This is a genomic window from Neolewinella sp., from assembly GCF_965214665.1.
Classification (GTDB): Bacteria; Bacteroidota; Bacteroidia; order Chitinophagales; family Saprospiraceae; genus Neolewinella.
The window spans coordinates 3,701,908-3,719,040 of record NZ_OZ243970.1 but is presented as its reverse complement, the minus strand read 5'-3'; the positions used below and the strand labels follow the sequence as shown (position 1 = coordinate 3,719,040).

The following is a 17,133-nucleotide window of genomic DNA, read 5'->3' as shown; positions in this document are numbered from 1 at the left end:
CATCTTATCTACCTGATTATCAACCAGTTGTGGTTATTATAAACGAATATATACGTCTGTATACATATTTAAACGCAAGTAGATGAATAATTGACGACTACGGGTTTGGGCTGCCCCCACCTTTGCATCGTCACCGATTGAAAGCACAGTTACTGCTTATCTGAGCGATCACCGGGGGCACATTCTTTCACCAGTGCGCCTCGCCAATATTCATGCGACAAGGGCGGGGCGCCTTACCAATCCTTTTTTACCATGCAGATTCGCAACAGTGTTACCCTCATTGGCAACGTAGGCCAGCTTCCCGTCACGAAGACCCTGTCCAACGGCAGCCGGATGATCGAGTTCAGCCTCGCCACCAACGACTCCTACCGCAACCGCGACGGCCAGAAGGTGGAGCGCACCGAGTGGCACCGCATCAAGGCCTTCGGCAAGGTGGTCGACGTACTTGAGCGCTACCTCACCCGGGGCAGCAAGATCGCCCTGACCGGCTCCATCCGCTACAGCAAGTGGACCGACAAGTACGAGCAAACCCGCACCTCTACCGACATCTTCCTTGATGAGTTCACCTTCCTCGAATCTAAAGATCGTGGGGCCAGCGAGGCCGAGGAGGCCCTGGACCGGGATAGTGTGATGCAGGTCGCCGAACCCAGCCCGGCCGAGACCGCCAGCACCCCCACCAAGACCAAAAAGCGGCGCGCCACGAAGAAGTCCACCAAAGCCAAGGAAGCCGCTACGGCCGCCGAAGACCTACCCTTCTGAACGCAGCAGGATAATTTTCCCCCTTCATCCACTAACCTATTCATCCGGACCGAAGGGAAGTCATTTTTTGCAACCCGTACCGCCCCCCGACTAGCTGCTGTCGCCAGACGATCACTTAGAGAACCCTAGCGCACGTTACCCATTCCCACGGCTTAGCTGGCGGGGGGCGGCGACCGGCGTACTTTCCCACCGGGGAGGGTATGCCGGTCCTTTATTTGATCACCTTCAGGCTCAGGTCCAGACTCGTAGCCGAGTGCGTCAGTGCGCCCACGGAAATATAATCGACGCCCGTTTCGGCTACCTCGCGGATGGAGTCGATCGTAATACCCCCACTAGCCTCCGTCTCAAAGCGGTCGCCGATGTGCGCTACGGCTTCCTGTAGCAAGGGTACCTCGAAGTTGTCGAGCATGATGCGGTCCACCTGCCCGACGTCGAGTACCTCCATGAGCTCGACCAAGTTGCGGACCTCTACCGTGATCGGAAGCTTCATGCCGTTCTCACGGAAGAACTCTTGTACTCCCTCGATGGCCTTAGTGATCGATCCGGCCGCGTCGACGTGGTTGTCCTTGATCATGATGCGATCGTAGAGTCCGTCGCGGTAGTTCTCAGCTCCCCCCAGGCGTACTGCCCACTTTTCGATGAAGCGTAGGTTGGGGGTGGTCTTGCGGGTATCGAGCACCTTTACGGGTAAATCTTCTACCTCGAAGGCGTAGCGGTTGGCAAGGGTGGCCACGCCGCTCATGCGCTGCATCGTGTTGAGTACGAGACGCTCGGCCTGTAGCAGGGCCCGGGAATTACAAGTTACGTAGAAGGCCTCGTCGCCCAGGTGTATCGGATCACCGTCCTGCATGCGCTGGTCGAATTCGGTAGTGGGATCAAGGGTCTCGAAGATCAAACGGGCAATCTCTACACCAGCTAGGATACCAACGTCTTTGACGAGCAGGCGGGCGGTGTCGCGCTTATCGGCGGGAATAGTTGCCTCGCTGGTAAAATCCCCCGGCCCTACATCCTCGGCTAGCGCCTCGGTAATAAATTGGAGGATACGTTGCCGCAGGCTTTCGTCTATCTTAGCCGCCATATTTGTGCTTTGCGCAAAGGTACCCATGGAGATCGAATCCTTCTTCCACAGCCTGCGACAGCAGCTCCCTACCCTCGACCTGAACTGGAAGAACGTCCGCCGCGCCTACACCGGCCGGCCCTACCACAACCTCGACCACCTCAACGAGATGCTCCAGCACCTGGAACGCCACCGTAACGCCGGCAACGCACCGACTGACGAGGGCATCTTCGGCATGGCCCTGGTGTATCACGACTTGGTTTACAAGCCCACCCGCTCTGACAACGAGCAACGTAGTGCGCAGGCCGCCGAAGAACTGCTCCTAGCCGGCGACATCGCCCCCAGTCGTATCGCCCACTGCACCGCCCTGATCATGGCTACTAAGGCCCACCTACCCAACCCAAAGGACCAAGACGCCGCTCTACTCATCGACCTTGATCTGGCTGTCCTCGCCCGCGATGCTGATGGCTACGACCGCTACTCCGCCGCCGTGCGCAAAGAATTTTGGATGGTCCCCGGCTTCGTGTTCCGTAAAGGGCGCGTCAAAGCGCTGACGCAGTTTCTGGATCGGGAACACATCTACCGGACCGACTATGGGCGGGCGGAGTATGAGCAGCAGGCGCGGGAAAATTTGTGGCGCGAGGTGCGCAGCTTAGCGTAAACTCGGCGTACAACGCCTCGATCTATTCTTGCTCGATCTATTTTGCTGCTGACTTATCCAGCAGCATCTGTACATCGTCCATCAGGTGGGTCACCTCCTCCTCCACGAGTCCACTGGCGTAGGAGCGCACGAAGCCATCCCGGTCCACCAGCACGATGTATCCGCTGTGGTCGAAGCCCCCGGGGGCCGCATCGTTCTCCAGGGCTACGCTGAGGTAGTCCTCGTCCAGGTCGTAGATCTCGAACTTATCGCCGTAGATGAACCGCCAGCGGTCCAGGTCCTTGATACCGAGCTTGCCGGCATAATCCGTCATCCGCTCCGGGGTATCCCGTTTAGGATCGACGGTAAAGGACACGAGGGCGAAGTCTGGATTATCCCCAAACCTCTCCTCCAGACGCAGCATCTGACTGGCTACCTTCGGGCAGATCGTAGGGCAGGAAGTAAAGAAGAAGTCGGCTACGTATACCTTACCGCGTAGGTCCTCGGAGCCGAAGGGCCGGTTAGATTGATCCACGTATTGCCAGTCGCGTACCGGTTCCGGGGTAATCTCTCCCGTCTCCGGATCGAAGGGCTGGTTGCCGGGGTAGCCCAGGCTATCGATCAGGTAGGCTGAACCGTCCTCGCTCACCGGGTGGTGCTGTAGATAGGCGGGAGCTTCCTCCAGGGGGATGCCTTCGGAGTGATCGTGCGCACAGCCAGCAAGGACCACGAAACAGGTGGCAAGTAGGGTAATTCCAAGCGTCTTCATACCCCGAAAACACCCGCCCGGGGGCAGGGTTGCACCGCCTACCGACTTGATAGCTGCTCAAAGGTGCTGAGCCCGCACTCCAAAAAATTCTCGTAGTCCTCCGCATCCGGGGTATAGGCCACGGGGGGATTCAGCAGTTGTCCGTCCGGCGCAACTAGCGCGTAGTACGGCTGGGTAGCGTGCTTAAAGGCCTGTTGCTGGAAGTAGTGCCACTTCTCCCCCACCTGATCGATGGTCTGGGTGCGGCCGCTACCGTCCAGCCGAGTCACCTCGCGCCGTTCCGCCTCAGGCAACTCCGCCCGGTCGTCTACGTAGAGACTGATCAGTACGTAATCGTCCGTCAGCAGCTTTCTGACGCCGTCCTGGCTCCAGACGTTCTCCTCCATCTTGCGGCAGTTCACGCAGGTGTAGCCCGTGAAGTCCAGCATCACGGGTTTATTCACCTCGCGGGCGTAGGCGAGTCCGGCGTCGAGGTCCTTGAAGCAGGTCGTGCCCTGCGGACAGTCACTAGGCTTAAAGTAGCTATACCCCACCGAGGGTGCGATGCCGCTCAGCAGACTCAACGTCCGGTAGTTGCCCGTAGCGGGATCCTCCGTAAAGCCGAGCACCAGGTAGCCCGCAAACACTGCACTTAGCACAGCCACTACCGCACCTGCGGCCCCGACCCTACGCCTTGTACTATCGTGCGGAAAACTGATCCACCCCAGCAGGTAGGCCGCGATACCCAGCGCACACAGGATCCAGATCAGCAGGAAGGGCTCGATCCGCAGCAGGTCCCAGTCGCCCACCAGATCAGCGTTGCTCAGGAACTTAAAGGCCAACGCCACCTCCACGAAGCCCAGCACCACCTTGACGCTATTGAGCCAGCCGCCCGACTTAGGCATGCTGTTGAGTACCCCGGGAAAGACTGCGAAGAGGGCGAAGGGCAGTCCGATCGCCACCCCGAATCCGGCCATCCCCGCCGTCAGCGGCCAGGCCCCACCGCTCACCGCCTCCACCAGCAGACTCCCCAGAATGGGACCGGTACAGCTAAAGCTCACCAGTGCCAGGGTTAGGGCCATGAAGAAGATCCCCGGCACGCCCCCGCTACTTTCCCCCTGACTGGCTTTGTTACTCCAGCTCTGCGGCAGCACAATCTCGTAAAACCCAAAGAAGCTACCCGCGAAGTAGATGAAAACCGCGAAGAACAGCAGGTTCAGCCACATGTTGCTCGCGATGCTATTCAGGATGCTGGCGTCGATACCTGCCACCACATGGAAGGGTACGCTCAGCAGCACGTAGATCAAGAAAATGAAAAAACCGTACAGCCCCGCCTGCCGTATCCCCTGCGCCCGCGTCTTGCCGGTTTTCGTGAAGTAGCTCACCGTGAGCGGGATCATGGGGAAGATACAGGGCATGAGTAGAGCGAAGAGTCCGCCTACCAGACCTAGTCCGAAGATCGTCCAGAGGCTCCGTCCCGCGGTCACCGCCTCTCCCGTGCTACAACTCCCCACCGGGTCGTCACTGAACTGGATACCGGCGGTCACTCCGGCTAGCTCAGTAGTATCGGTAGTTTGCAGCTGCGCGGTAGTAGCACCGTAGCCGTCCAGAATAGCCGTGCCGCTGGCAGGATCGAAGGTAAACGGCATGTCCCGTGGCGGTAGACACACCTCGTCATTGCACGTCTGGTACGTCAGGTAGCCTTCGATGGGCGATGCCCCCTCCAGTTGCACGACCTGGGAGTAGGTCACCGTGCCCCCGTCTATTTTGCTGATCTCAGCCTTCCAGATCGCATCGTACTTCCGGTGTAGCGTTGGGGACGTTTCGGTCACCTCCCCCAGGGGCTGTACCGCATCCGTTTCCTCAATAACAAGCTCGGTAGGTATCGGTCCGATTTCGGGGTCCACCGTCATGCTATACACCGTCCAAGTTTCCAGCATCGTACCGGTCAGCGACAGGCGGTAGCGGTTTGCCTCTAGGGCTTCCACGTTGAGCACCCAGTTTACGGGTGCATCTTCCGTAGCGGCGGGGGTAGCGGCCGTGTAGCTGGCGAGCACTTCTTCCTGCGGCATACTGACCGTCTCTGCCACAGCCTCTTCGGTGGGTAGGTCTGCCGGGGCCGCAGGTGCAACGTCCTGGTGGGACGGCTCATCACTCGGGGTGACTAAAGTCCGTCCGGGGGCGGAGTAGGTGCTTCGTGCTATAGCGTAAGAAAACTCTTCGGTCGTCGGCGGCAGGCACTGCTCGTCGTCGCAGCACATGTACTCTACCTCGCCGGTGATCGGCTGGTCGTAGTCCAGCACCCGCACGGTCTGGGTGAAAACTACCGGCTCATCACTCAGGTACTTGATGACGTTGACGCCGAAGAGCTCATCCAGTCCTTCTTTCTTGTGCCCCTGCTCCTCTACCTCTCCGACGCGTTCGTAGTGATCGCCGTCATTCCAGTAGAAGGTGGTAGGTACCGGTCCGCCCTCATCGGTGTACTGACTGTAGATGGCCCAGCCCTCATCAGCCGTAGCGATGGCGATGAGCTCATAGCGGTCTTCCCCTAGTGCCCGCTGCTCGAAGGTCCAGTGGATGGGCCTGGCGAATTGGGCGGAGACTGCCGTGGCAAGGAGGGTAAGGAGGAGCGTGAGCCGCGCGGCCATGGGGGCTGATTTAGGGTATGTAACGTATGGTTGAGCTGGTGGGTTATGCCAACTGGGTAAATCGGTCGGACGGGGGTGGGCCGTCCGACCGGGGTAGGCCGTCCGACCGGGGTAGGCCGTCCGACCGGGGTGGCGGGGGTGGGCCGATCAGCTAGCTCGCTAGCAACAGAAACATCGCCGGCCGCTTCTGCAACTCCGCACCTGCGGCCCCGCCCCACTCCCCCACGGGAGCCGTTTTGATCCACTCGGTCGGGGTAGTCAGGTCGGCGGCGACTGAAAAAAGCGTAGTGGGGGATAGAGCTTCCACGGCTACTTCCACCGTAGCCTGGTTGCGGTAGGGGGCCTCGATCCAAAGCTGGGTCTGCTGGTGGCGGCGACTGTCTGCTTCGAGGCGGCGGAGGTCCCTGGCGAGCTGGGGGCGCTTGGGGCTGAGGTAGCCGTGGAAAGTGAAGGACTGCCCCTGGAGGCCGGCGGCCATGATGCTGAGTAGGATAGCGGAGGGACCTACTAATGGTACGACGGAGATGCCCAACTGATGTGCGAGCCGTACCAACTTTGCCCCCGGATCGGCCACCCCAGGCGCGCCGGCATCGGAAAGCACACCGGTGTCCTGTCCGTCGAGTGCTGGAGCTAGGAAGTGGGGAAGTTCGTCCGGTCGCGTCCGCTTATTGAGCTCGTAGTAGGCACACTCCTGCAAGCGGTGATCGAGCTCGACCTCTTTAAGAAAAGCGCGGGCCACCTTACCGGTCTCGACGACGAAGTGCCGCAGCCGGCGGGTGACCAGCAGGGTGCGTTCGGGAATGGTATCGATGGCCCTCGGTCCGAGGGTGGAGGGAATGAGGTAAAGGGTACCGGGCATAGTGCCCGCTAATCTACAATCAGCGCCTCGCGGTTGAGCTCCTGCTGGCGGATGTCGGTGGGTAGCTCGCGGTAGTCGTACTGCTGGTTGCGGAGCTGGGGACGGAAGCCGGCCTCGCGGATCGCCTCCTGAATCCCGTCGGCCGTGAAGCGCCAGCGGGCGCCGGCGGCACTCACGACGTTCTCCTCGATCATGATACTACCGAAGTCGTTGGCCCCGGCGTGGAGACAAAGCTGGGCCACCTGCTTACCCACCGTGAGCCAGCTGGCCTGGATGTTAGTGACGTTGGGCAGCATGATGCGGCTGAGGGCGATCATGCGGATGTACTCATCGCCGGTGACCGTATTGCGGGCGCGCTTGATCTTCTTCAGGATGGTGTCCTCGTCCTGGAAAGGCCAGGGGATGAAAGCCAGGAAGCCCTTAGCGTGGGCCGGCTTCTCACTCTGCACCTGGCGCATGCGTACGAGGTGGTCCATGCGCTCGTAGTTGGTCTCGATGTGGCCGAACATCATGGTGGCCGAGGTGGTGATATCGAGCTGGTGGGCGGCACGCATCACGTCGAGCCACTCCTCGCCGCCGCACTTGCCCTTGGAGATGAGGCGGCGGACGCGGTCGCTGAGGATCTCGGCACCGGCACCGGGCAGGCTATCCAGACCAGCTTCCTTCAGCGCCCTGAGTACCTCATAGTGGCTCATGCCTTCGAGCTTGGCGACGTGGGCAATCTCGGGGGGGCCGAGGGCGTGGAGCTTTAGGCGGGGGTAAAGCTCCTTGAGCTCACGGAATAGTTTGGCGTAAAAGTCCAGGCCGAGGTCCGGATGGTGGCCACCCTGTAGTAGCAACTGCTCGCCGCCGAAGGCGAAGGTCTCCTCGATCTTCTGCTTATATTCCTCGATGCTGGTGATGTAGGCCTCCTCGTGCCCCGGCCGCCGGTAGAAGTTGCAGAACTTACAGTTGGCGATACAGACGTTGGTGGTGTTGGAATTGCGGTCGATGATCCAGGTAACGGTCCGCTCGGGTACCGCCTCGAAGCGTAGCTGGTTGGCCACGTACATAAGCTCGGCCGTAGCGGCATGCTCCAGCAGGTGGACGCCCTCTTCGGCGGTGAGCCAGTCGCGGTTCAGGCCTCGTTCTAGGAGTTCGGCGGTGTTCATGGTAAGGAAACGGCTGCGGTGGAGGGTAGTTGCTTGGTTACTTTCACTTTTTTCTGAAAGTTTACTTGTGGCCCAACCGTCCGACGCTTGCAAGCGTCGGACGGTTACTCCCCTACCGTTCCAAACGCTCCCGCTCACTAAGCGCCCGCAGCTTCTCCCAAAACGCCTCCCGCTCCCGCTTCGTCTTATCGAAGGCCCCCTCCTCCAGAAACGGCTCCTTTTTCCGCCGCGGCTTATTCGCCTTCTTCTCGCGCGCCTTCACCTCGTGCTCCTCCAGCTCGGAGCGATAAACGTAGGCCCCCAGCACACCCATCACCAAGCCTAGCAGATGACTCTCCCAGCTCACGCCCTCCTGCCCGGGCAGAATGCCGACGATCATGCCGCCGTAGTAGAAAAGCACTAATAGCGAGACCACCACGGCACGAAAATCGCGACGAAAGATGCCGCTGAAGGCAAGGAAGGCCGCCAGCGCGTAAACGACGCCACTTGCGCCAATGTGCGTCACGTGGCGACCAAGCACCCATACGAGAGCACCGGTGCCGATCCATAGCGAAGCAAGCACGCGGGGCCAGAGGCGGGGGTAGAAAAAGACCAGTAGGCCGGTCAGCGAGAGAAAGGGTATACTGTTGCTCAGTAGGTGCCCCCAACTACCGTGAAAGAGGGGCGAAAGCACAATACCTGGCACCCCGGCCAACTCCCGCGTATGCAGGCCATAATAAGCGCTGAGCAGCCCCCCGAAAAGGTAATAATCCACGATAAACACCACCCACATCAGCGCCAGCAGGCCCAGGGGCCACTTGATGACGTTCGTGAGGTTTCGTTTGCTCAGCATGGTCGTGGTAGGCGGCTTACTCGTCCTTATTAACTTCCTCCTCTTCGGGCATCTGGTCCTCGGCGTAGAGGCGGTCGAAGATGTTGTCGACCTTGTTCATCTCATCGAGCGTCTCGTCGATGAAGTAGTTCAGCTCGGGCAGGCGGCGCAGTTGACGCTTAAGGCGGTGGGCCAGGGCGGATTTGAGGCGGGCGTGCTCCTCGTCCATCTGCAAAATCACGGCCTGCTTATTCTCCGTATTCCAGATACTGAGGTACACCTTGCCCACGCTGAGGTCGGGGCTCACCTGCACGTCCATCACGGTCACCAGCGGCTGGCTGCCGTAGATGTACACCCCTTCCTGCTGGAGTACGATGCTGAAGTTGCGCTTGATCAGCTCGGATACCTGGCGTTGGCGTTTGGATTCCATGGAAAAGGTTTTTTGGTGGGTGCGTATGGCAACGCCCCTGGCTAAAGATAGGTTGCCCTACAACGTCTTCAAGTACTCCACCACCGCCCAGCGCTCCGCCTCGCTCAGCTTATCGCCGAAGGTGTGGCCCCCGTTGCCGTAGCCGGGCACCTCGGTATCGAAGGTCCACTTCTTGTTCTTCGGGGCGGGATCGTACTGCCAGCCCAGCTTCTGGTGGTCGTAGTCTTTGGGGTCGCCGGTGCGGGTCCAGCGGGTGGGGCGGGAGGGGCTGTCGAGTAGGTCGTAGAGGGTTGGTACGGAGCCGTTATGCAGGTAGGGGGCGGTCGCCCAGACGCCGTCGAGGGGCGGGGCGACGTAGCCGTCGGTGGGCTCGAAACTGGACTGCGGCTTACTCGTAGCAAACCAACTTCTATTGTACCAATCCACGATGCCGGACTTACGGATGTAGTCGGCGTAAAGCCGGTCAGTTTTTACTACGTTCAGGTGGATCACCTTGTTGGGGTAGGTCTCCTGGTCTCCGTAGGTACCGTGGCAACCGGCACACTTATCGGTAAAGAGTGCCTCCCCCTCCCGGGCTAGCGGCGCATCAATCGCCCCGGGGTAGGCCGGTGCTTCCAGGGTCTGCAGCCAGGCGTAGACATCCGCGAAGCCTTCGACCGACTTGCGGGTCTGGCTCGTATCGGGCACCCCGAGCACGCTGGCCTGGAGAAGGAGCTTAGGCATATTGCCCCGCCCGATACCGGTGAAGTACAGGGAGTTCTTCTTCTTCACGTTCCATAGCGGCGGGGTATCGGTGCCGATGTTGTAGTCCCACATGGCGTAGAGTGGGTCGCCGACGTAGGTCAGGTCGTCTGGATCGCGGTGCATCATACAGGCCTCGGCCAGACGGAAGGCGGGGTTCGCGCCGGGCTGGTTCACCTTCACCTTCGGGGCCATCACCTTGAAGTAGCGGCCGAAGTCCTCGAAGGCCACCGTCTGCGGATCGTCCTTTTTATACCCCAGCGCCATACCGATGCGCATCACGGTGCCCATGGGTTTCATATTGGCTTCCCACTCCGCCCAGCTGTTGCCGAGTCCGAGTACGAGCTGTCCGTCGACCTCCCCAGCGTGACAGGTAAAGCAGTTCCCGTTGGCTACCTCCGCGCCATTGGGGGCAATGAAGGCGGTCATATAGTAAGGTAGTCCTGCATTGAGGCTATCGCGTTCGAAGGGCATCGAGTCCACCCCCGGCATCTTCGGCGCCTGCTTCTGCATGATTTTCAGGGGAATCCCGCTACCAATATAGTCGCCGTGCACCAGGTAGTCGAAGCCGGCCACCGGGTCACCGTCCGTAGGCTGCGGCGAGGGGGGGATGACCATTGATTTATAGGGGGTGGCGCTTACCGGCTGCACGTCACTCAGCGGGCGGTAGGTGTTGCAGGCTACCAGTAGGGCCAGGCAAAGAAAGACGAATAGTTTACGCACGCAGTAGGGTCGGGATAGGGTGGTGCCATCCTAACAACAAAAGCGCCATTTCGTTACGGTGCGGGCGGGATCGCGGGTGCGATGTTGGTCGGCCGGCTCACGTTCACCGCACCTGCGTACCCGCCCTAGTTGAGCCCGAAGACGTTGTTCAGCTTGGCGTCGCCGAGTATCTCCTCCACAACGTCTGCTTTACTGCGAGCGATTTTGAAGGGGTGGTCGCGGTAGAGGCGGTCGTACACCCGGTCGATGGCCACGAGGGCGGGGTCCAGTTCACTGACCGTGTGGGCGCGGATGCGGTCTACGTAATCGCTGTTCCACTTCGGCTGCGCGGGGTCCACCCAGCCGGCCCGGATGAAGCCGCGAGTCTTTTCGGGCAGCGACAGGGATTGTCGGTATTGACCAGGCCGCAGCGTTGGTGCATCCAGTTATATAAATCTTTACGGGCCCGGGCCAGGCGCTGACGGAAGTTGGCGGCGCTGATATCTAACACTTCCCCGCCCAGCGTATGTCCGATGCCGAACAGGGCCCCGAGGATGAATACGATCCGCTGCGGCCGGTCCAGGCACATCAGCATACCGGACATGCATGCTAGCTTACTTTCCTCGATCTGCTGACTAAGCTCGGCCTCCTCGCTCGGGGTGAGCGGCTCGTCCTCTACGCCTTCAATCGCGGTAAAGAAGTCACCGAAGTCACCCACCAGGTACTCGTACTTCTGAGTCTTGAGGTTGAGTACGTGGTTCACTACGATGCGGTACAGCCAGGTAGTGAACTTGCCCCGTTCGCGGTCGAAGCTCCCTAGGTTGGTGATCACCTTGACGAGGATTTCCTGGGTCACGTCCTCGGCATCCGCGACGTGGTTGATCATCTTCAGCGCGATATTGTAGATGTAGGGGCGGTGGCGGAGCAGCAGCAGGTTCAGGCTCTCCTGGTCGCCGCTTAGCGCAGCGGTAACTAGATTTTGGTCGTCGGAATGGTTCACGCGCGGCCTTTCTCGTAGCGGGTCCCGCTGGCCTCGTAGGCGGCGGCTTCCCGTTCGGTCACGGTACTGACGTCGGCCCAGTAGCACATGCTACAGCGCGCCACGGCGGCCGTTCCCAAAATCATGAGCGCGACGATACCGAGCACCGTACCCACGATACCACTGATGGCCCCGAAGTACCAACTCACCAGCACGGCTACGGCGATGACGGCCCGGACGATGCGGTCGGTGGTGCCGAGGTTACGGCCGAAGGTGTAGGAGAGTCCTTTGATAAATCTGTTCATGGGGTACGCAGTTAGTCGCTCCCGGATCGGGAGTACCCATGGTACCGAAACAGCCCGGAGGTGTGACAACTTACTCCCCGCAGCCCGCCCCGTGGAAGGAGATCGGAATGGCCAGCGGGAAGTTGTAGGGCTCTCCCTCCACCGTACCGGGGGTCCAGCGTACCCCGCGCTCGACTAGTAGGTTAATGATGCGCAGCCCCTCGTCGATGTTGCGCTGATCGCTGCCGGCGATGACATCTACGTCCAGGATCTCCCCCGTCTGCCGGTGGATGACGAAGCTGATACCTACCCGCTCCCGCTTTGAACCCTCCGGCTCCACTTTATTGGCCTCAATAAAGGCGGCCAGCCGCTCGAAGCCACAGAACACCCGATCCTCGTAGTCACTCAGCCGCTCACAGCCCGGGTAGATCGGCAGCGTCATCTCCTCTACTGGCGGCAACTCCGGGCGGGGCCGCTGGATGCTGCAATTGTGGAAAAGGAAGGACGTCGCGTAGATGAGCTCCGTCCGTATTTCCTGCTCTTTTTGCTGCTCTAGGTACACATCGGCGAAACCTTTTGTGGGGGGTACGTACGGGATCGAGGCTACTTCCACCAGTGGTGTACTGAGTGTGGGCAATAAGGTCTGGCGGGCGGCATCCGGTGCTTGCTGGAAGCCCCAGGCTAGCACGGTGAGCAGTAGGGCGAGTAGCAGGCCGGTGGTGAGGAAGCGGGAGGGGAGGTGGGGACGGGGCATGGGTCGGGGGGTGTGGTAGCTAAGTTACGGGGAAAGTAGCTAATAGTACGAAGCTGCCTCCGGCAGCGCTGTTGCAAGCAGTCTACGACTGCGCTGGGGAGGATTTCACCACGGATTTTTCACGGATGGATCACGGATTAAGAAGCCGCTCCGCGACTTCGGCGGCAAGGCATTACTGGCTCGGGCCGGAGGCCGCTCGACCTTAGTGGGTCGCTGTGTATACTATATTGCGGTAGCCAGTTTAAACTTGATCGGCAGCTTAAACTCATAGGCTACCGCCTCCCCTTCCTTCGTAGCTGGTACCCAGACCGGGTGCTCCTCCAGCATCTGCCGTGCTACCCGTAGGGCTTCTTCGTCTAGAGCAGTATGCACTCCGCGACCCAATTCAGGTTCTCCCACCTTACCCGTCGCGTCGACTCCAAACTTCACTACTACCAGCCCCTCTACATCGCCAGCACGTGCCTTGGGGGGATAGCTAATGTGATTGAAGAGATATTCTAGCAGCTTTTTGTCCGCGCATTCTTTGCGCTCGGAATAGTTGACCATATCCTCGCAGCCGGGAAAGATGGGAAATTGATCGACGACCATAGCAGGGTGTTTTTACGTACGATGCACACAAGCTCATTTTTGGTGGGACGATGCTCGGGAATATTAAGAGGAATTATCCGCAACAAGTCTTCCTCCCGCCCGACGCCCCCTCACCATAGACCGTAGAGCCCCCGTAGGTATGAAAGGCCTCCCACTCCACCCCCTGCGGGTCGCTGATCCAGGCCTTTTCGCTCTGGGCGTAGCAGCAGGTGGTGTGGCCTTCCTCGTAGACCTCGCCGCGGGCGGTGACCATACGCCCATAGACCTCGTGCAGCTCCTCCGGGCTATCGACCTGAATGCCGAGGTGCTCGATGCCGGCGGCGGTCTGGGTGGTGGAGATGGCGAAGTTGACCTTCGGGTCGTCGAGTTGCCACTTGGCGTAGTCGGCCTTGGTGACGGTGGGTGGGGCGGCGAAGAGGGTCTCGTAGAAGTCGATGCTCCGGGCTAGGTCGGTGACTTTGAGGTGGACGTGGAAGCGTTTCATGGTGCGTGGTTTTAGGGAGTAGACGGGGTAAGAGGGGAAAAGACGCAGGATTTCGGAAAATTTTTCCGTAGCGACGGCTTCAGCCGTCCCGCTGCCTCTACTAACAAGCAGCATGACGGCTGAAGCCGTCGCTACAGCAAGCACGAATCGCAAAGTCCACCGGCCGGCCGTCCTTATCCAGCTCCAGATGGCTGCACTCCACGATCTTTTCGCGCAGCATGACCCGGGCGCGCTGGATGCGACTCTTTACCGCGCTTAGGCCTAACTCTAGTTGTTCGGCGATCTCCTGTTGCTTCATGCCCTCCAGATCGGCAAGGCGTAGGGGGGTGGCGTAGTGCTCTGGCAGCAAACTTAAAAGGGGACGTAAGTAGGGCTCCATATCTTGCCATACGTCAGGGGTAGAATCGCCCTCAGTGGGTGTCCGGTGGCTTTGCCATTCAGCTTGCACCTGCGGCCCTGCCCCCTCTCCCCTATAATAGTCGGCCAGAACATTGCGGGAGATCTGATAGAGCCAGGCCCGCACGTTGCGCACCTCGATGTCGGAGCAGCAGGCGTCGACGACTTTGAGAAGGACGCGCTGGGTGAGCTCCTCGGCGAGTGCTGCGTCTTGGACCTTGCCGCGGAGGTAGGACTGGAGGGCCTGCCGGTAGTCGAGCCACAACTCACTCGCTTGCTGGTATCTGGCTATTTTCATAGTTATCATATGTACTGCACTCGGCGGACGAGTGAAGCTACGCAATGCTCGGCCGACGCGTGCTAATGCCTGGAAGTTTTAACTTCACGGAATGCACCGTAGAACCTTCGTCCGCAACGCTTCCCTTACCGGACTAGCCGGAATGACCCGCCTGCCCATGCTCAACTCCTCCCCCCGCTACCCACTGGGCTACCAGTTATTCTCCGTGCGCGATGCGATGGACGAAGATCCGGAAGCTACGTTACGGGCCCTCCGGGACATGGGCTACCGCCACTTCGAGATCTATGGCTTCGATGCGGACAATGTGGCGTACTACGGCTATCCCGCCACCACGTTTCGCCGGTTACTCGACGATCTGGAACTCTCCGTGACCAGTGGGCACTACACCTTTCACTCCCTGATCGAAGAGGGTCAGGACGCCATAGACCGCTACGCAGACCGCTGTATCGAGGGGGCCAGCGCCCTGGGCAGCCCATACATCACTTGGCCCTATCTGGACCCCGAACAGCGTACCGCGGCCACTTTCGCCCGCCTGCCCGATCTGCTCAATCGGATCGGCGAGCGAGTCAAGGAGGCCGGTCTGGGGTTTGCCTACCATAATCATGGTTTTGAGTTTGGGGAATACGAGGGGCAGTCTGGTATGGAAACAATCCTGCGCGAAACCGATCCGGAGCTCGTCAAGCTGCAACTCGATATGTACTGGGTCATGCACGCCGCCGCGACGACGCCCCGTAAGCTCGTAGAAAATCACCCCGGTCGCATTATGATGTGGCACATCAAGGACCTGCATCCGGTGTCCCGCGACTATACGGAGCTCGGCAAGGGTGCCATCAATTATCTTAACGTACTACCCGACCCACAGGCCTCCGGGCTGCAACACCTCTACATCGAGCAGGGCGGTAATTTCTCCGAGTCTTCCTTACGTAGCGCGGCGGTAAGTGCGCAATACTATCAGGAGCAGCTCGCGGCGCTCGTCGAGGGTGCTTAGCTAGCGAGGGCTACTGCACCGCATCCCCCCGCAGCGCCCGGTACTTCTTGCGCGCCTCGACGGCCAAAATACTGTTGCTGTAGTCGATAAATAAGGTTTCGTAAAGCGCCTGGGCCTTAGCCTTGTCATTGAGGGGTTCCTCATAGAGTCCGGCCAGGGCAAAGAGGGCGTTGTCGAGACGGATGCTCTCGGGGTAGGTGTCGACGACGTGCTGGTACTGCTCGGCGGCCTTATCGTACTGGCGCAGCTTCTGGTAAATCTTACCGCGCAGGTAGACCACGTCATCCTCCAGATCGTGCCCGGGAAAGTCCTTGACGAGCTTGTCGAGGGTGGCGAAGGCCTCGTCGTAGCGGTTCTGGAAGAGGAGGAGCTCGGCGTCGGCGTAGGTCTGGAGGGCTACGGCAGTGGTATCGAGACCGAGGTTGTCCATGATAAAGACCGACAGGTCGAGCGCATCGTTGGCGATGAGGCGGGAGGTGGAGGCCTTGAGGACGTCGAACTGCGACTGCGCCCACTCGAAGTCCCCGCGGAAATAGCTCAGGCGGGCGTTGCGGAAGCGAGCCTCGTGGCCGAGCAGGTCCTCCTTGAATTGCTTATCGACCTGACTGTACAGGAGGGTGGATTCCCACACCTCGCCCTGCATAAGGTAGTAGTCGGCCAGGGACAGTTTGGCGCGGGCGCGGACGGTCTCGTTGACGCCGTTGAGGTCGACGATGTCCTTGAGGATACTAGTTGCCTTATCGAGATCATTGAGGTAGAGGGCCTCCAGCTCGGCCAGTTGGATGGCGATGCGGGCCGAGGCCGGATTGTTGCCGAACTGCTGGAGGAAGTCGAGGTAGGCGGCCTCCAGGATGCGTAGGTCCTCCTCGGTGTAGGCGTAACCGTCGGTAATGGCGCGGCGACGGGTGAGCAGGCCCTCGCGCTTGGCCTCAAGGTAGTAGGGGGAGGCGGGGTCTTTGTTCTCCACGATGTAATCGAAGGCGTCGATGGCCGCCTCGTAATCGTCGGCGTTGCCGGCCAGGATGCCGAGGTCGAAGACGCGCTCGCCGTTCTCGCCCAGCCGCTTGTCGAGGGCGCGAGCCTGGCGTAGGGCGCCCTTGTAGTCCTTGTTCTGGATGAGCACCCAGCCCAGCATCTCGGGGTAGAGGGGGTTGTCCTTCCGGTCCTCCTGGATACGGGCGTAGAGTTGCTTCTGGGCCTCCAGTAGGCCGTCGGCGTTGAGGAACCGCTGGAAGTAAGTCTGTACGTTGCGCATCCGCTCCGGGTCGTCGAGTAGGGCATCGAGGTAACTGGTGATCATGGCGGCGGTAGCCCCCTTGCGGCGGTAGAGGTCGCCGAGGTTGAAGGCGAAGGAGATGTCGTCCTTGATCAGCTTACTGCCGCGCTCGTAGACTTCGATGGCCTGGTCGTACTTCGTGAGCTGCACAAAGGCATTGGCCAGTTGGGTGATCTGAAAGCGGTCGGCCCGTAGCTCCTTGATGGCCTCCCGGTACTGCTTCTGGGCCCCGTCAGTATCACCGCGCTGTTCTAGCAACTGACCGTAGGTGACGTAGAGGGTCAGCTCGTCGGGGGTGCGCTTAAGTTGCTTTTTGAGCACCTTCTCCGCCTCGTCGTAGCGGCGCAGGCTCATCAGACTGCTCACGTAGCGGTCGAAGTAGAAGGTGTTGTAATTCTCCTCGGCCAGGGCCAGGTAGAGCTCGGCGGCCTTTTCGTACTCGCCGTCCATGTAGTACTGCTGGGCGAGCTGATTGCTCTGGGCGGTCAGACTTAAGGTAGTACCGACAAAAAGCAGAAGGAGCAGCTGACGAAGCATAGC

At 60.1% G+C, this 17,133-nt stretch carries 19 protein-coding genes; 3 read left to right on the top strand and 16 right to left on the bottom strand.

The genetic code is table 11. The features are described 5' to 3' along the window. Positions 1–252 precede the first annotated feature (252 nt). Positions 253–759 (top strand): single-stranded DNA-binding protein, encoded by a 507-nt coding sequence (locus ACOOHD_RS15930; RefSeq protein ID WP_420458871.1) that lies wholly within the window; start codon positions 253–255, stop codon positions 757–759. Positions 760–970: 211 nt separating this feature from the next. Here the strand turns inward: ACOOHD_RS15930 and nadC are convergent, their stop codons facing one another. Beyond that, positions 971–1,837: a carboxylating nicotinate-nucleotide diphosphorylase gene (nadC, locus tag ACOOHD_RS15925; protein WP_420458870.1), complete on the bottom strand. Its 867-nt coding sequence runs from the start codon at positions 1,835–1,837 to the stop codon at positions 971–973. 25 nt (positions 1,838–1,862) lie between these two features. On the opposite strand from nadC, the gene ACOOHD_RS15920 reads away from it, so the two are divergent. After that, complete coding sequence (locus ACOOHD_RS15920; RefSeq protein ID WP_420458869.1) at positions 1,863–2,477, top strand: hypothetical protein; 615 nt, start codon at positions 1,863–1,865, stop codon at positions 2,475–2,477. 37 nt (positions 2,478–2,514) lie between these two features. Here ACOOHD_RS15920 and ACOOHD_RS15915 read toward each other — a convergent pair whose 3' ends face one another. The 14 genes from ACOOHD_RS15915 to ACOOHD_RS15850 form a co-directional block, all read right to left on the bottom strand. Beyond that, positions 2,515–3,225 carry an SCO family protein gene (locus ACOOHD_RS15915; protein WP_420458868.1) on the bottom strand — a complete coding sequence of 237 codons (711 nt, stop codon included), beginning with the start codon at positions 3,223–3,225 and terminating at the stop codon, positions 2,515–2,517. A 38-nt stretch (positions 3,226–3,263) separates the two neighbouring features. Next, positions 3,264–5,852: a protein-disulfide reductase DsbD family protein gene (locus tag ACOOHD_RS15910; RefSeq protein ID WP_420458867.1), complete on the bottom strand. Its 2,589-nt coding sequence runs from the start codon at positions 5,850–5,852 to the stop codon at positions 3,264–3,266. A gap of 151 nt (positions 5,853–6,003) precedes the next feature. Then, positions 6,004–6,711, bottom strand: a complete 708-nt coding sequence (locus ACOOHD_RS15905; protein WP_420458866.1) for an SAM-dependent methyltransferase — start codon at positions 6,709–6,711, stop codon at positions 6,004–6,006. Positions 6,712–6,719: 8 nt separating this feature from the next. Beyond that, positions 6,720–7,862 (bottom strand): cyclic dehypoxanthinyl futalosine synthase, encoded by a 1,143-nt coding sequence (gene mqnC / locus ACOOHD_RS15900; RefSeq protein ID WP_420458865.1) that lies wholly within the window; start codon positions 7,860–7,862, stop codon positions 6,720–6,722. A 112-nt stretch (positions 7,863–7,974) separates the two neighbouring features. Beyond that, positions 7,975–8,694, bottom strand: a complete 720-nt coding sequence (locus ACOOHD_RS15895) for a rhomboid family intramembrane serine protease (protein ID WP_420458864.1) — start codon at positions 8,692–8,694, stop codon at positions 7,975–7,977. A gap of 16 nt (positions 8,695–8,710) precedes the next feature. Beyond that, positions 8,711–9,103, bottom strand: coding sequence for a 30S ribosome-binding factor RbfA (rbfA, locus tag ACOOHD_RS15890; protein WP_420458863.1), 393 nt, complete (start codon positions 9,101–9,103; stop codon positions 8,711–8,713). Positions 9,104–9,160: 57 nt separating this feature from the next. Further along, positions 9,161–10,567: a hypothetical protein gene (locus ACOOHD_RS15885; RefSeq protein WP_420458862.1), complete on the bottom strand. Its 1,407-nt coding sequence runs from the start codon at positions 10,565–10,567 to the stop codon at positions 9,161–9,163. Between the two features lie 125 nt (positions 10,568–10,692). Next, the gene (locus ACOOHD_RS15880) at positions 10,693–10,905 is read right to left on the bottom strand and encodes a hypothetical protein (protein WP_420458861.1); all 213 of its coding nucleotides are present in this window, start codon (positions 10,903–10,905) and stop codon (positions 10,693–10,695) included. Next, complete coding sequence (locus ACOOHD_RS15875; protein ID WP_420458860.1) at positions 10,866–11,546, bottom strand: RNA polymerase sigma factor; 681 nt, start codon at positions 11,544–11,546, stop codon at positions 10,866–10,868. The genes ACOOHD_RS15880 and ACOOHD_RS15875 overlap by 40 nt, the downstream gene beginning before the upstream one ends. Then, positions 11,543–11,830 carry a YgaP family membrane protein gene (locus ACOOHD_RS15870; RefSeq protein ID WP_420458859.1) on the bottom strand — a complete coding sequence of 96 codons (288 nt, stop codon included), beginning with the start codon at positions 11,828–11,830 and terminating at the stop codon, positions 11,543–11,545. The genes ACOOHD_RS15875 and ACOOHD_RS15870 overlap by 4 nt, the downstream gene beginning before the upstream one ends. Before the next feature lie 70 nt (positions 11,831–11,900). Next, positions 11,901–12,563, bottom strand: coding sequence for a hypothetical protein (locus ACOOHD_RS15865; protein ID WP_420458858.1), 663 nt, complete (start codon positions 12,561–12,563; stop codon positions 11,901–11,903). Between the two features lie 222 nt (positions 12,564–12,785). Then, entirely contained in the window at positions 12,786–13,151 is a 366-nt protein-coding gene (locus tag ACOOHD_RS15860; RefSeq protein WP_420458857.1) for an energy transducer TonB, read from the bottom strand. Positions 13,152–13,224: 73 nt separating this feature from the next. Continuing rightward, positions 13,225–13,635 carry an ArsI/CadI family heavy metal resistance metalloenzyme gene (locus ACOOHD_RS15855; RefSeq protein WP_420458856.1) on the bottom strand — a complete coding sequence of 137 codons (411 nt, stop codon included), beginning with the start codon at positions 13,633–13,635 and terminating at the stop codon, positions 13,225–13,227. A gap of 100 nt (positions 13,636–13,735) precedes the next feature. After that, positions 13,736–14,329 (bottom strand): sigma-70 family RNA polymerase sigma factor, encoded by a 594-nt coding sequence (locus ACOOHD_RS15850; protein WP_420458855.1) that lies wholly within the window; start codon positions 14,327–14,329, stop codon positions 13,736–13,738. Between the two features lie 91 nt (positions 14,330–14,420). On the opposite strand from ACOOHD_RS15850, the gene ACOOHD_RS15845 reads away from it, so the two are divergent. Further along, the gene (locus tag ACOOHD_RS15845) at positions 14,421–15,317 is read left to right on the top strand and encodes a sugar phosphate isomerase/epimerase family protein (protein ID WP_420458854.1); all 897 of its coding nucleotides are present in this window, start codon (positions 14,421–14,423) and stop codon (positions 15,315–15,317) included. Positions 15,318–15,327: 10 nt separating this feature from the next. On the opposite strand, the gene ACOOHD_RS15840 is transcribed toward ACOOHD_RS15845, so the two are convergent. Then, positions 15,328–17,130, bottom strand: coding sequence for a tetratricopeptide repeat protein (locus ACOOHD_RS15840; RefSeq protein WP_420458853.1), 1,803 nt, complete (start codon positions 17,128–17,130; stop codon positions 15,328–15,330). Positions 17,131–17,133 lie beyond the last annotated feature (3 nt).

Excerpts from the sequence above, each read along its gene's own strand:
- ACOOHD_RS15930 (WP_420458871.1), top strand. The coding sequence starts at position 253 with ATGCAGATTCGCAACAGTGTTACCCTCATTGGCAACGTAGGCCAGCTT.
- nadC (WP_420458870.1), bottom strand. The coding sequence starts at position 1,837 with ATGGCGGCTAAGATAGACGAAAGCCTGCGGCAACGTATCCTCCAATTT.
- ACOOHD_RS15920 (WP_420458869.1), top strand. The coding sequence starts at position 1,863 with ATGGAGATCGAATCCTTCTTCCACAGCCTGCGACAGCAGCTCCCTACC.
- ACOOHD_RS15915 (WP_420458868.1), bottom strand. The coding sequence starts at position 3,225 with ATGAAGACGCTTGGAATTACCCTACTTGCCACCTGTTTCGTGGTCCTT.
- ACOOHD_RS15910 (WP_420458867.1), bottom strand. The coding sequence starts at position 5,852 with ATGGCCGCGCGGCTCACGCTCCTCCTTACCCTCCTTGCCACGGCAGTC.
- ACOOHD_RS15905 (WP_420458866.1), bottom strand. The coding sequence starts at position 6,711 with ATGCCCGGTACCCTTTACCTCATTCCCTCCACCCTCGGACCGAGGGCC.
- mqnC (WP_420458865.1), bottom strand. The coding sequence starts at position 7,862 with ATGAACACCGCCGAACTCCTAGAACGAGGCCTGAACCGCGACTGGCTC.
- ACOOHD_RS15895 (WP_420458864.1), bottom strand. The coding sequence starts at position 8,694 with ATGCTGAGCAAACGAAACCTCACGAACGTCATCAAGTGGCCCCTGGGC.
- rbfA (WP_420458863.1), bottom strand. The coding sequence starts at position 9,103 with ATGGAATCCAAACGCCAACGCCAGGTATCCGAGCTGATCAAGCGCAAC.
- ACOOHD_RS15870 (WP_420458859.1), bottom strand. The coding sequence starts at position 11,830 with ATGAACAGATTTATCAAAGGACTCTCCTACACCTTCGGCCGTAACCTC.
- ACOOHD_RS15865 (WP_420458858.1), bottom strand. The coding sequence starts at position 12,563 with ATGCCCCGTCCCCACCTCCCCTCCCGCTTCCTCACCACCGGCCTGCTA.
- ACOOHD_RS15860 (WP_420458857.1), bottom strand. The coding sequence starts at position 13,151 with ATGGTCGTCGATCAATTTCCCATCTTTCCCGGCTGCGAGGATATGGTC.
- ACOOHD_RS15855 (WP_420458856.1), bottom strand. The coding sequence starts at position 13,635 with ATGAAACGCTTCCACGTCCACCTCAAAGTCACCGACCTAGCCCGGAGC.
- ACOOHD_RS15850 (WP_420458855.1), bottom strand. The coding sequence starts at position 14,329 with ATGAAAATAGCCAGATACCAGCAAGCGAGTGAGTTGTGGCTCGACTAC.
- ACOOHD_RS15845 (WP_420458854.1), top strand. The coding sequence starts at position 14,421 with ATGCACCGTAGAACCTTCGTCCGCAACGCTTCCCTTACCGGACTAGCC.
- ACOOHD_RS15840 (WP_420458853.1), bottom strand. The coding sequence starts at position 17,130 with ATGCTTCGTCAGCTGCTCCTTCTGCTTTTTGTCGGTACTACCTTAAGT.